The 12709-nt window shown below is 69.5% G+C and carries 8 protein-coding genes; 7 read left to right on the top strand and 1 reads right to left on the bottom strand.

All coding sequences use genetic code 11. The annotated features are described in order from the left end of the window. Positions 1 to 183: 183 nt before the first annotated feature. From OQF71_RS10990 to OQF71_RS10975, 4 genes are all read left to right on the top strand, one after another. Positions 184 to 666 carry a PGF-CTERM sorting domain-containing protein gene (locus OQF71_RS10990; protein WP_280587718.1) on the top strand — a complete coding sequence of 161 codons (483 nt, stop codon included), beginning with the start codon at positions 184 to 186 and terminating at the stop codon, positions 664 to 666. Positions 667 to 745: 79 nt separating this feature from the next. Continuing rightward, positions 746 to 913: an HEWD family protein gene (locus OQF71_RS10985; RefSeq protein ID WP_280587716.1), complete on the top strand. Its 168-nt coding sequence runs from the start codon at positions 746 to 748 to the stop codon at positions 911 to 913. A gap of 250 nt (positions 914 to 1163) precedes the next feature. After that, complete coding sequence (gltB, locus tag OQF71_RS10980; protein WP_280587713.1) at positions 1164 to 5855, top strand: glutamate synthase large subunit; 4692 nt, start codon at positions 1164 to 1166, stop codon at positions 5853 to 5855. Positions 5856 to 6213: 358 nt separating this feature from the next. Next, entirely contained in the window at positions 6214 to 7332 is a 1119-nt protein-coding gene (locus OQF71_RS10975; RefSeq protein WP_280587712.1) for a GAF domain-containing sensor histidine kinase, read from the top strand. Positions 7333 to 7832: 500 nt separating this feature from the next. Here OQF71_RS10975 and purN read toward each other — a convergent pair whose 3' ends face one another. Further along, entirely contained in the window at positions 7833 to 9434 is a 1602-nt protein-coding gene (gene purN, locus OQF71_RS10970) for a phosphoribosylglycinamide formyltransferase (RefSeq protein WP_280587711.1), read from the bottom strand. A 168-nt stretch (positions 9435 to 9602) separates the two neighbouring features. Between purN and purB the strand changes: the two genes are divergently transcribed. From purB to OQF71_RS10955, 3 genes are all read left to right on the top strand, one after another. Further along, positions 9603 to 11042 carry an adenylosuccinate lyase gene (gene purB, locus OQF71_RS10965; RefSeq protein WP_280587707.1) on the top strand — a complete coding sequence of 480 codons (1440 nt, stop codon included), beginning with the start codon at positions 9603 to 9605 and terminating at the stop codon, positions 11040 to 11042. A 78-nt stretch (positions 11043 to 11120) separates the two neighbouring features. Beyond that, positions 11121 to 11459: a zinc ribbon domain-containing protein gene (locus OQF71_RS10960; protein WP_280587704.1), complete on the top strand. Its 339-nt coding sequence runs from the start codon at positions 11121 to 11123 to the stop codon at positions 11457 to 11459. Between the two features lie 135 nt (positions 11460 to 11594). Continuing rightward, positions 11595 to 12482: a sensor domain-containing protein gene (locus tag OQF71_RS10955; protein WP_280587703.1), complete on the top strand. Its 888-nt coding sequence runs from the start codon at positions 11595 to 11597 to the stop codon at positions 12480 to 12482. The last annotated feature ends 227 nt before the right edge of the window (positions 12483 to 12709 follow it).

The following is a 12709-nucleotide window of genomic DNA, read 5'->3' as shown; positions in this document are numbered from 1 at the left end:
CGCCTCTAGGGCACCTTCTTCAGTGCCTGGCGCTCGTGCACCGCAGCCGGCGGTGGGGCCGGGGGCAGCACCGCGACGGACGGCGGGACCGCCAGCGGTGGATCGACCGGAGCGACGCCGGACGCGGGATCCCCGCCGAGCGGCCCGACGGCGGAGGAGATGAGAGATACCGAGGGTGGCGGAATGAGGACCCCTCTCGAACGCAACGGCGGTCGGTTCGGGATCCGGCCGGTCACCGACTTTCGGACGGTCGCACGCGACGATTCGGCCGAGTCACCGATGGCCGTCTCGCCCGCGATCGCGTCGGCTCGCGCAGCTTCCGGCTCGGCTGCCGGCGCCGCCGCATCCGAGAACGGTGCGGCCCACGGGGAGACGGGACGGGAGGGCACAGACGCAGCCGCCGGGGCGCCGGGAGCGAGCGGGCCGGATACCGAGTCGGGGATGGGCGATGACCCCGCGGCGAAGTCGGACGCGACGGGCGCGGATCCGAGGACGCCGAGCTACGACGACGCGCCGATCCGAACGACCGCGGAAGACGTGCCCGGGTTCGGCCCGCTCGTCACGCTGGTCGCGCTCCTGCTCGCCGGGAGGCTCGCCGCGCGCCGTCGGGGGCCGATGTCGGAAAGTGAGACGTCGGAGCCGAGAGGCGAGAGTCCGGAGTCGTGAGGTGAGAGTCCGGAGTCGTGAGGTGAGATCCGGCGGCCCCAGCGGTATCCTTTTGCTCGATCGCTCCCTTCCGTCGGGTATGAGCGTGAGTATCACTCCGCCACGGGAGCGCGAGTGCGAACTGTGCGGTCGCAGAGAGCGGTGGGACGAGGAGATTGCCGGCTGGCAGATCGCTGACGAGGCGGGCGAGGTCTACTGCATCCACGAGTGGGACATCAACGGAACGTTCGCCCCGATCGACGAGTGACGGGACTGCACTGGCGTCGTGTTGATTGGCACTCTTCCAAGGATCAGTCAAATATCTATCCGTGTTATCAACCATTTTCCGGATATAAATCTTTGTTTGTTCTATATCGGTATATAACGAAACGAACGTGAATAGTGAGAACGGTTACCCACCCCTGATGAATAATTACCTTATATTCCCTAATGTGTGTACGAGGGATCCTACCCGTATCAGGGTCATACCTTTAAGCGATCATCTGTGAGTTGTGGGCATGACCGAGCCACGTAGTGACACCCGAGGGGGGTCGGATTCCTCGGGCCACGGTGGGGGGCTTGCGGACGTATCGGACGAACGGTCGAACTGCGGGATCGGCGGGATCGTCGACCTCGACGGAGACCCGAACCACGAGACGGTGACCGATGCGGTTCGACTGCTGGAGAACCTCGAACACCGGGGAACCACCGGCGCCGAGGAGAACACCGGCGACGGCGCCGGGATCATGGTCGCGCGCCCGGACGACTTCTTCCGCGACATCGTCGACGCCGATCTCCCCGATGAGTACGCGGTCGGCTCCGTCTTCATGCCGACCGAAGGGAGCGTCCAGGCCGAGATCCACGACGTCATCGCGGAGGTGTTCTCCGTCTACGGACTGGAGGTGCTCGCCTGGCGCTCCGTCCCGACCGACAACGACGACCTCGGCGCGACGGCGCTCGACTCCGAGCCGGAGGTCGCGCAGCTGTTCGCCGCGCCCGTCGAGGGCGCCGGCCTCGCCGAGCGGTTCACCAGCGAGGAGACGCGCCCGGACGACGCCGACCCGGACCTCCTCGGCTTCGACCGCGCGCTGTACGCGGCCCGACGCGAGATCGAAAACGCGGTCGCCGATGTCGACGGCGCCGGTCGGTTCTACGTCTGCTCGCTCGACCGTCAGCGCGTCGTGTACAAGGGCCTGCTGAAGGGCTCGCAGCTCGCCGGCTACTACCCGGACCTGACCGACGAGCGCTTCGGGAGCCACGTCGCCTTGGTCCACGCGCGGTTCTCGACGAACACGCTCGGCGCGTGGCACCTCGCGCACCCGTACCGCAACATCGTCCACAACGGCGAGTTCAACACGATCCGCGGGAACGTCAACTGGATGCGCGCCCGCGAGAACGACCTCGATCACCCGTCGTTCGGCGCCGAGCTCGACACGATAAAGCCGGTGATCGACGACCCGAATCAGTCGGACACCGCGAGCGTCGACAACGCGGTCGAGCTCCTCCTCCAGGCCGGGCGCGACCTCCCGCACACCCTCCGGATGCTGATTCCGGAGGCGTTCCGCGACGACGACCTGATGGACGCGGCCCGCACCGACTTCTACGACTACCACGCCTCGCTCGTCGAGCCGTGGGACGGCCCCGCCCTCGTCATCGGCTTCGACGGCGACCGCGTCGCCGGCGTCCTCGACCGCAACGGGCTCCGCCCGTGCCGGTACGAGGTGACCGACGAGAACCGGCTCGTCGTCGGGAGCGAGGTCGGCGCACTCCCGACCGACTCCGCGGACGTGCAGCGTCGGGGGCGGCTCCAGCCCGGCGATATCTTCGTCGCCGACCCCGAGGAGGGGCGGATCGTCCCGGACGACGAGGTGTTCGCCGAGCTCACCGATGAGAGGTACGGCGAGTGGGTCGACGAGCGACAAGTCGACCTCGACGACGTCGTGAGCGAGGGCGATGGCGGCGCGGAGGCGCCGGAGCGCCTCGGCGAGGAGGACGAGGGAGTCGAGGCCGACGGGAACGAGGCCGACGAGGACGACGCGGACCAGACCGTCCGCGCCCACCAGGCCGCGTTCGGCTACACCACCGACTCGCTGAACCACCTCGTCGAGCCGATGGCGAAAGACGGGAAAGACCCCGTCGGCTCGATGGGCGATGACACCCCGCTGTCGGTGCTCGCCGACGTCGACCGCCCGCTGTTCACCTACTTCAAGCAGCTGTTCGCGCAGGTGTCGAACCCGCCGATCGACTACATCCGCGAGGAGCTCGTCACCTCGCTGGAGACCCGGATCGGGAACCAGCGGAACCTGCTCGACGAGACCCCCGAACACGCCGAGCAGATCGTCTCGGACTCGCCGATACTCACCGACGCCGAGACGGCCTCGCTGAAGGCGCTGAACGGCGATCCCGTCGACGGCGACGGGCCCGCGTTCAGTTCGGTGACGGTCGACATCACCCACGACCGCGAGGGGTCGCTCGTCGATGCCGTCACGCGGATCCGAAACGAGTCCGCGGCCGCGATCAGGAACGGGGCCGACGTGGTCGTCCTCTCCGACCGCGCGGTCGGTCCGGACCGGCTCGCGGTCCCGAGCCTGCTCGCGACCGCCGCGGTCCACCACCACCTCGTGCGGAACGGGCTACGGAACCGCGCCGGGGTCGTCGTCGAGTCGGGCGAGCCCCACGAGGTACACCACGTCGCGACGCTCGTCGGCTACGGCGCGGACGCGATCGACCCGTACCTCGCGTACGACTCCATCGCCGACGTCGTCGCGGGGCCCGACGGCGCCGACGAGGACGAGGCGCTCGCGGCGTACCGCGGCGCCCTGGAGGACGGCCTCCTCAAGACGATGGCGAAGATGGGTATCTCGACGATGGAGTCGTATCAGGGCGCCCAGATCTTCGAGGCGGTCGGGCTCGCCTCCGAGTTCGTGGCCGAGTACTTCGAGGGGACCGAGATCCGTACCGAGGGGGTCGGGATCGAGGTGATCGAAGACGACCTCCGGACGCGCCACGCCATGGCGTTCGGCGCCGACCCCGAACTGGAGACCACGGGCGAGTACGAGCACCGCTCGTCGGGGATCAAACACGGCTGGAACCCGCAGACCGTCGGGACGCTCCAGCAGGCGGTCCGAGGCGGCGACTACGAGCAGTACCGTGAGTTCGCGGAGCTGGTGAACGACCAGTCCGAGGAGCTTCAGACGCTCCGCGGCCTCCTCGAGTTCGAGTCCGACCGCGACCCGGTGCCGGTCGAGGAGGTCGAGCCGGTCGAGTCGATCGTCGAGCGCTTCTCGACGGCCGCGATGAGCCTCGGGAGCATCTCGCCGGAGGCCCACGAGAACAACGCGATCGCCATGAATCGCATCGGGGCGAAGTCGAACACGGGCGAGGGCGGCGAGCCGCCGGAGCGGTTCGGCACCGAGAAGGGGTGCTCGGTCAAGCAGGTCGCCTCCGGCCGGTTCGGCGTCACCGCCGACTACCTCGCGAGCGCCGACGAGCTGCAGATCAAGATGGCGCAGGGCTCGAAGCCCGGCGAGGGCGGCCACCTCCCCGGCGAGAAGGTCAACGAGATGATCGCGCACGTCCGGTGTTCGACGCCGGGCGTCGGGCTCATCTCGCCGCCGCCGCAACACGACATCTACTCGATCGAGGATCTCAAACAGCTCATCTTCGATTTGAAGGCCGCGAGCCCGGACGCCGACGTCAACGTGAAGCTGGTCTCCGAGGCCGGAATCGGCACCATCGCGGCCGGCGTCGCGAAGGCGAACGCGGACGTCGTCCACGTCTCCGGTCACTCCGGGGGCACGGGCGCGTCGCCGAAGACGTCGATCAAGAACGCGGGGCTCCCGTGGGAGCTCGGGCTGGCCGAGGCGAACCAGATGCTCCGCGCGACCGGTCTGCGCGACCGCATCCGCGTCACCGCCGACGGCGGGCTCAAGACCGGCCGCGACGTGGCGGTCGCGGCCGCGCTGGGCGCGGAGGAGTACGTGTTCGGCACCGCATCGCTCGTCACCGCCGGCTGCGTGATGGCCCGGCAGTGCCACGAGAACACCTGTCCGGTCGGCGTCGCGACCCAGCGCGAGGACCTCCGCCAGCGCTTCCCCGGCCAGCCGGACCACGTCATCAACTACATGACGTTCATCGCGCAGGAGCTCCGCGAGCTCATGGCCGAGCTCGGCTACACCGAAGTCGAGGAGTTCATCGGGCGCCCCGAGCTGCTCGCCCAGCGCGAGACGGACCACGAGAAGGCGAAGCACCTCGACCTCTCGGCCGTGATCGCCGAGCCCGCGGGCGACGCCCGGACGAAGACCCGCGAGCAGGAGGACGCGGACATCGAGGCGCTGCTCGACTGGGGCCTCATCGACGAGGCGGCCCCGGCCATCGAGGACGGCGCGCCCGTCGCGCTCACCCGCGACGTGGAGAACGTCGACCGCGCGGTCGGCGCGACCCTCTCGAACCGCGTCGTCTCCGAGCACGGCGGCGACGGGCTGCCGGACGACACCATCAGCTGTCGGTTCGACGGCTACGCCGGCCAGAGCTTCGGCGCGTTCCTCGCGCCCGGCGTCACCCTGGAGCTGACCGGCGCCGTCAACGACTACCTCGGCAAGGGGCTCTCCGGCGGCCGGATCGTGGTCAACACGCCGGAGGAAGCCGGCTACGATCCCGCCGAGAACGTCGTCGCCGGCAACGTCGGGCTGTACGGCGCCACCGCCGGCGAAGTCTACGTCAACGGCGTCGCCGGCGAGCGGTTCGGCGTCCGGAACTCCGGCGTGAAGGCGGTCGTCGAGGGCGTCGGCGACCACGGCTGCGAGTATATGACCGGTGGCGTCGTCGCCGTGCTCGGCGACACGGGCCGGAACTTCGCGGCCGGGATGTCCGGCGGCGTCGCCTACGTGTACGACCCCGACGGCCGGTTCGACGACCGCGTCAACCGCGGGATGGTATCGGTCTCGGCGACGCTCGACGAGTCCGACGAACGCATGCTGCGCCGCCTCGTAGAGAACCACCGCGCGTACACCGGCAGCGACCGCGCGGCCGAGCTGCTCGACGACTGGGCGGCGGCGCTGGACGACTTCGTCCGCGTCTTCCCCGACGCGTACGCGAACGTCATCGCCGAGGGCAAGGGCGCCGACGTGCGCGACGAGCCGCCGGCGGCGGCCGAGGCCGTCCCCGGCACCGCGAGCGACCCGACCGGGCAGGCGTCGAGCGACGACTGACGCGGGCGGCGGTTCGACGGCGTCTTTTAAATCGGTTTTTCGCTGTCAGTCGTCGATCGGCACGGTTCGGACCGTCCTGTTCGACCGCGCGGTCGACGAGGACGGTCGAACAGTGGACGCGAACGACCCGTCGTCGCACTCGACGGCGCCCGATACGGTTCCGCCGGCTTCGACGGGTTGGGGTCCTTCGGCGGGTTTGGGTCCTTCGGCGGGTTTGGATCGTTCAACCGGATCGATCCCTCGCTGAGCGGTCCCATCTGGCACCGCCCGGTTTAAGCCGAGCGGAGACTGTATTACGACATCCCAGCTGTGATTGACGATGAGTGAAGGCCTATCCGGGGGCGACGCCCTTCGACGAATGTACCGAATCACCGCCGATCAGGAGCGGTCGTTCGAGGAGAAGCTCCCGGAGCTGCTGGACTTGGGTCGCACGTATCTCGACGTGGGGGCCGGCTTTCTCACCGAGATCGACGACGAGACGCAGCAGATCGTGGAGGCGCGCGGCGACCACGAGCTGCTTCAGGCCGGCCAGAGCTGCCCGCTGTCGAAGGCGTACTGCAAGCGGACGATCGGCCTCGACGGCGCGCTGACGGTCCAGCACGCTCGGGTGGAGGGGTGGGAGGACGACGCCGCCTACGAGGAGTTCGGGCTGGAGGCGTACATCGGCGCGAAGGTCGTGGTCAATCACGAGGTGTATGGCACTTTCTGTTTCGCCGACACCGAGGCGCGGGACCGCCCCTTCTCGGAGGACGAAGTGACGTTCGTGGAGCTGATGGCGCAGTGGGTCGGTCACGAGCTGTTCAGGAAGCGGGCGACCGAGCGGATGCAACGGCAACGCGACCAGCTGGAGGAGTTCACCCGCGTCGTCTCGCACGACATCCGGAACCCGCTCGGGATCGTCGACGGGTACCTCGACATGGCGGAGCAGACCGGCGACCCGGAGTACTTCCGGCGGTGCCGCGACGCGATCGACCGGATGGAGTCGCTGATCGACGACCTCCTCTTCCTCACCCGGGAGGGACAGACGATCGGGGGACGCGAGGAGGTCGACCTCGCGGCGCTCGCCCGCGACTCCTGGTCGTTCGTGAGCGCGGGAGACGCGACGCTGGCGGTCGACACCGACCGCGTCGCCCTCGGCGACTGGAGCCGCCTCCAGCAGGTGTTCGAGAACCTGTTCCGGAACAGTGTCGAGCACGGCGGCGACGCCGTGACGGTCAGAGTCGGCGACCTCGCCGACGGCACGGGGATCTACGTCGAGGACGACGGCGAGGGCATTCCGGAGGCCGAGCGCAGCGACGTGTTCGTCGACGGCTACACCACCGGGGCGTCCGGGACCGGACTGGGGCTGACGATCATCCAACAGGTCGTCTCGGCGCACGGCTGGGAGGTCGCAGTGAGCGAGAGCGCCGAGGGCGGGGCGCGGTTCGAGATCGCCGGGATGGAGTTCGTCGGGCATGGAGCCGACGGCGACGAGTAGCCGAGGGCCTCAGTCGCGATCCCCGTCGGGTGACGTTCCGTCTCGGTTGTTTATGAACCAAATGTGAGTGTCGCTGGCGATCGTTTATAACTGATTGCCGGATCCGGGGGAAAACATTTCCAAAGCCCCAGCCGTGACGACTCGGGGGTCTTGCTGCGCGCCTCGCTCGTTCGCTTCGCTCACTCGCTGCGGTGCTTGCTGCGGCCGCCGTCGTCCTCGCGACTGCCCCTCTGCGTCCCATCCCGACCGCACAGCGACCGCACCTCACGCCTCCCCAGTCTCGTCACCGGCGCGTAGCGCCGGCGACGCCACCGCACCAGCTCTTTATATACGATTGTCGCAGTCGCTCACGGGCATTTCCATATCGTCTCTCTACCGACGAACTGCGATACTCACTCCTGCGATCGATCGAGAGGTGACCAGCAGCGATCGACCGTTGCGGGCGAAGCTGACTGACGGAGGGAATTGCAAAGGCGCCGGCGGAGAGGAACGGCCGCCGCTCAGTCGTGGCGGAAGCAGCGCGACCCGGTGAACGCCATCGCCATGTCGTGCTCGTCGGCGGCGGCGATCACGTCCTCGTCGTTGACGGAGCCGCCCGGCTGGATCACGGCCTCGATCCCGGCCGCGGCGGCCTCCTCGATCGCGTCCGGAAACGGGAAGAAGGCGTCCGAAGCCATCACGGCGCCCTCGGCGGACTTGCCCTCCGCGTCCTTCTCGGCCTTCATCGCCGCGAGCGTCACGGCGTCGACGCGGGACACCTGCCCCATCCCGACGCCGACCGTCTCGGTGCCGGTCGCGAAGAGGATGCCGTTCGACTTGACGTGTTTGAGCGTCTTCCACGCGAACAGCATCGTCTCCAACTGCTCGTCGGTGGGCTCGCGCTCGGTGACGACCTCCAGGTCCGCCGCGGTCGGCGACTGGAAGTCCCGCTCCTGCACGAGGCGGCCGCCGACGATCGGCTTCTCCGTGAACCGCTCGGCGAAGCGGTCGTCGCCCTCGCCCAGCGGGCCGACGTCGAGCACGCGGAGGTTCCCCTTCTCCCGGAGCACGTCCAGCGCGCTGTCGGTGTAGCCGGGCGCGACGACGACCTCCTTGAACGAGTCGGCGACCGCGGTCGCGGTGTCGGCGTCGCACTCGCGGTTCAACGCGACGATGCCGCCGAAGGCGGACTTCGCGTCGGTGCTGAGCGCGCGATCGTACGCGTCCGCGAGCGTGTCGCTCGTCGCGCAGCCGGCGGGGTTCGTGTGTTTGATCACGGCGGCCGCGGGCCCGTCGAACTCTTTCACGAGGTTCAGGGCCGCGTCGGCGTCGTTGTAGTTGTTGTACCCCATTCCCTTCGCGCCGGGATTCAGTTGGTCGGCGCCGACGACGCTCGCCTCCTCGCAGCCGTCGTCCGCGTAGAGGGCGGCGTCCTGATGCGGGTTCTCACCGTATCGCAGCGTCTCGGTGCGCTCCTCGGAGACGAACCTCCGCTCCGGGAAGTCGCCGCCGGCGTCGCCCCCGACGGTCACGTCGACCGGGTCGCTGCCCTCGCGCTCGACCGTCACGCGGCCCTCGGCGAACCACCGGACCGCCCGCGGGTACGCCGTGAACTCCGCGTCGCGGAGCACCCGATCTTTCAGCGAGTCCGCGTCGTCGTCGCCGTAGACGGGGACCGGCTCCTGGGTGACGATCGGACCGTCGTCGACGACCTCGGTGACGACGTGGACGGTGCAGCCGGTCGTCCGGACGCCGGCGTCGAGCACCTGCTCGTGAGCGTCCATGCCCGGGAACGCGGGGAGAAGCGAGGGGTGGACGTTCAGCGTCGTCGGCGCCGAACCGAGGAACTCGTCGGTGAGCACGCGCATGTACCCGTCGAGACAGACCAAGTCGAAGTCGTAGTCGGCGAGCCGGTCGAGGATCCGGCGCTCGTGGGACGCGCGCGACTCTCCCTCCTCGCGCTCGACGACCTCGGTCGGGACCCGCCGCTCCGTCGCGGCCTCTAACACGGGCGCCTGGTCCCGATTCGTCAAGACGACGGACAGCTCCGCGCCGCCCGGCGCGACGTCGGCGATGTGTCTGAGGTTCCGCCCCCGGTTGCTCGCGAGTCCGGCGATCTTCATACGCCAGTGGTCCGACCGATCGCGTATATCGATTGCGGTCCGTGCCGCCAGAGTATCCACGTTTGCGGATAGGATCGTCCGACCGGGCGCCAAAAGTGGACGCACCTATCCACGTCCGTGCGTCACGCCATCGACACGTTTTTGCTGGCTCCGGGGGCAGTCGCGGACATGACGGACCACGCCATCTCGGGCCTGCCGCGGTCGGACCCCCTCGCCGCCGTCTCGCCGCTCGACGGCCGATACGCCTCGCGGACGGCGCCGCTGTCCCAGCACGCGAGCGAGGCCGCGCTCATGCGCGCCCGAACCCGCGTCGAGGTCGAGTACCTGATCGAGCTGGCCGCGCTCGACGAGACCCCGATCGCGCTCGACGACGACGCCGAGGCGGCGCTGCGGGGCGTCTACGAGGAGTTCTCGGCCGAGGACGCGCGCCTGATAAAGGCGCTCGAGGTCGACGGCGCCGAGGGGTACGCCGCGACCAACCACGACGTGAAGGCGGTCGAGTACTTCCTCCGGGCGCGACTGGACGAACTGGAGGATTCCGGGGCGGTCGACGACGCGGAGGCGCTGTACCCGTGGATCCATTTCGGGCTCACCAGCGAGGACGTCAACAACCTCGCGCACCGGCTCCTCCTCAAGCCCGCGGTGAGCGAGGTGCTCGTGCCCGCCGTCCGCGAGGTCCGGGACGCCTTGGTCGACCTCGCGCAGGATCACCGCGACACGCCCATGCTCGCCCGCACCCACGGCCAGCCCGCGACGCCGACGACGTTCGGCAAGGAGATGGCGGTGTACGCCGCGCGGCTCGGCCGCGCGCTCGGCCGGGTCGTCGTCGCGAACGGTGACCTCTCCGGGAAGCTTGCGGGCGCCTCCGGCACGTACGCCGCCCACGAGGCCGCCTACCCGGACGTCGATTGGCAGGCGTTCTCCGAGTCATTCGTCCGCGGGCTCGACCTAGAGCACACGCCGCTCGCGACGCAGGTGAACCCCTGCGACGACCTCGCGGCGCTGTTCGACGCGCTGCGGGGCGTCAACAACGTGCTTCTCGATCTGGATCTGGACGCGTGGCTCTACGTCTCCGACCGGTATCTCGGCCAGCGGACGGTCGAGGGCGAGACGGGGTCGTCGACGATGCCGCACAAGGTGAACCCGATCGACTTCGAGAACAGCGAGGGGAACCTCTCGAAGGCGAACAGCGACCTCACCTTCCTCGGCGACTACGTGACGAGCTCGCGGCTCCAGCGGGACCTGTCGGACTCGACGGTCAAGCGCAACGTCGGCGCCGCCTTGGCGCACTGCCTCATCGGCTACGGGAAGGCCGAGAACGGGCTCGCGAAGGTCGTCCCGAACGAGACCGTGATGCGCGAGGAGCTGGCGGCGACGCCCGAGGTGATCGGCGAGGCCGTCCAGACGATCCTCCGACGCGAGGGCGACACGGACGCGTACGAGCGCGTGAAGGAGCTGACCCGGGGGCGCTCGGTGACGCTCGACGATTTCCGCGAGCTGTTCGGCGACCTCGACGTCGACGAGGACGTGCGCGAGGAGCTGCGGGCGCTGACGCCCGCGGGGTACGTCGGGGTCGCCGACGACCTCGTCGACGAGATCGACGAGTAGCGACGGGGCCGGACACGACGTCGCGGTCGGCGCGACGGCCCCCAAGAGGTTTGTCGATCGCGCGAGCAGATGGGACTGATGCCCTCCGATAACGACGACGAGACGGAGTACTCCGTCTTCGGCAACGAACCGAGCGACGGGTGGAGCGAGGCGGGAGACGACGGTCGCGCCGACCCCGACTCGGCTCGACCTGAAGAAGGGTCCGAGTCGCTGGCGGCCGGCGACGACGACGGCTGTCCGAAGTGCGGGAGCGAGGAGACGGAGACCGACGAGATCGCGACGAGCGGGACCGGCCTCACCAAGATGTTCGACGTGCAGAACCGCTCGTTCGTCGTGGTGTCGTGCGCGAACTGCGGCTACTCGGAGCTTTATAAGGGCCAGTCGACGGGGAACGCCATCGACTTCTTCATCGGGTGAGCGGGTCGCGACCGTCGCGGCGCCCGAGGCCGTTCCGGAGGACTCTCGAAGCCGTTCCGCGGCGACCCCCGAGCCCGCCTCGCGGCGCCGAGAGCGATCGATTTATATCGGCAGCGGAACCGGTTCCGAGCGCGCATGGTCTCCCTCCGAAGCCCCTCCGACCTCCCGGTCGTCGGCGTCGTCGCCGACGGCCGGACGTACAGGCACGTGTTGTACCTCCTGCTCGCGGTCCCGCTCGGGTTCGCCTACTCGACGCTGTTCGCGTTTGGCGTCGCGTTCGGGCTCGCCCTCTCGGTCGTGCTCGTCGGAGTCGTGATCCTGCTCGCGACCCTGATCGGCGCCCGGCTCGCCGCGGGCTTCGAGCGCCGGCTCGCGAACGCGCTGCTCGGCACCCACCTGCTGCGGCCGGACGACCTCGCCGAGGGCGACGGCGCGCTCGCGGGCGTCAGGAAGTACGTCGACGCCCGTTCGACGTGGACCGGGATCGGGTTCATCTCGCTGAAGTTCTGGGTGTCGCTGTTCGCGTTCGTTCCCGTGTTCCTGCTGGCGAGCGCGCTGCCGCTGATCGCCGCGCCGCTTCGGTACCCGTACGAGGCCGACTTCGGCGAGGTCAATGGCGAACCGGTGACGTGGGCGATCGACACCCTCCCGGAGGCGCTGATCGCGCTCCCGATCGGGGTCGTCGGCGTCCTCCTCGCGCTCCACGCCACGAACCTCGTGGCGTACGTGGCCCGGCAGATGGCCGTCGCGCTGCTCGGTCGGCCGGACGCGACGCGGCCGCGACCGATAGCATCGGAGGCGTCGGCGGCGTCGGGGATGTCGAGGGCGGGCGGAGAGGACGCTGCCGACGAGGACTCCGGTGCCGACGACGCCTCGATCGTCGACGCCGGCGGTGCCGATACCGACGACGAGTTCGACTTCATTGCCGATCCCACCCCCGCCGACCGCGACGCGGCTGAGGGTGACGCGGCCGACCGTGGTGCGGCTGAGGGTGACTCCACCGAGCGCGACGACGCTCGCTGACCCGGGTGCGACGCCCCGAGCGACTTATTCGCGTGCGGTCGTCAGGACCGACATGGCACCGACGCCGGTCAACGCCGCCTTCGGGGCGCTGCTCGCGGCCGCACTGCTCGGTACCGCGTTCGACCGGCGCGCGGTCGCGGTCGTCGTCGCCGCCGCGATGCTCCCGGCCCTCGCCGCGGTCGCGCGCCTCGCGGTCCCGGGCGCGACGAGCGCCCTCCACCACGCCG

This window comes from Halorubrum sp. Boch-26, from assembly GCF_029889805.1.
In the GTDB taxonomy this organism is placed as follows: Archaea; Halobacteriota; Halobacteria; order Halobacteriales; family Haloferacaceae; genus Halorubrum.
Note: the sequence above shows the minus strand (reverse complement) of the source record. Positions and strands in the feature narration are given on the sequence as shown.

What these genes read in the sequence shown, in the direction of transcription:
- OQF71_RS10990 (WP_280587718.1), top strand. Translation starts at nt 184, where the DNA reads ATGAGGACCCCTCTCGAACGCAACGGCGGTCGGTTCGGGATCCGGCCG.
- OQF71_RS10985 (WP_280587716.1), top strand. Translation starts at nt 746, where the DNA reads ATGAGCGTGAGTATCACTCCGCCACGGGAGCGCGAGTGCGAACTGTGC.
- gltB (WP_280587713.1), top strand. Translation starts at nt 1,164, where the DNA reads ATGACCGAGCCACGTAGTGACACCCGAGGGGGGTCGGATTCCTCGGGC.
- OQF71_RS10975 (WP_280587712.1), top strand. Translation starts at nt 6,214, where the DNA reads ATGTACCGAATCACCGCCGATCAGGAGCGGTCGTTCGAGGAGAAGCTC.
- purN (WP_280587711.1), bottom strand. Translation starts at nt 9,434, where the DNA reads ATGAAGATCGCCGGACTCGCGAGCAACCGGGGGCGGAACCTCAGACAC.
- purB (WP_280587707.1), top strand. Translation starts at nt 9,603, where the DNA reads ATGACGGACCACGCCATCTCGGGCCTGCCGCGGTCGGACCCCCTCGCC.
- OQF71_RS10960 (WP_280587704.1), top strand. Translation starts at nt 11,121, where the DNA reads ATGCCCTCCGATAACGACGACGAGACGGAGTACTCCGTCTTCGGCAAC.
- OQF71_RS10955 (WP_280587703.1), top strand. Translation starts at nt 11,595, where the DNA reads ATGGTCTCCCTCCGAAGCCCCTCCGACCTCCCGGTCGTCGGCGTCGTC.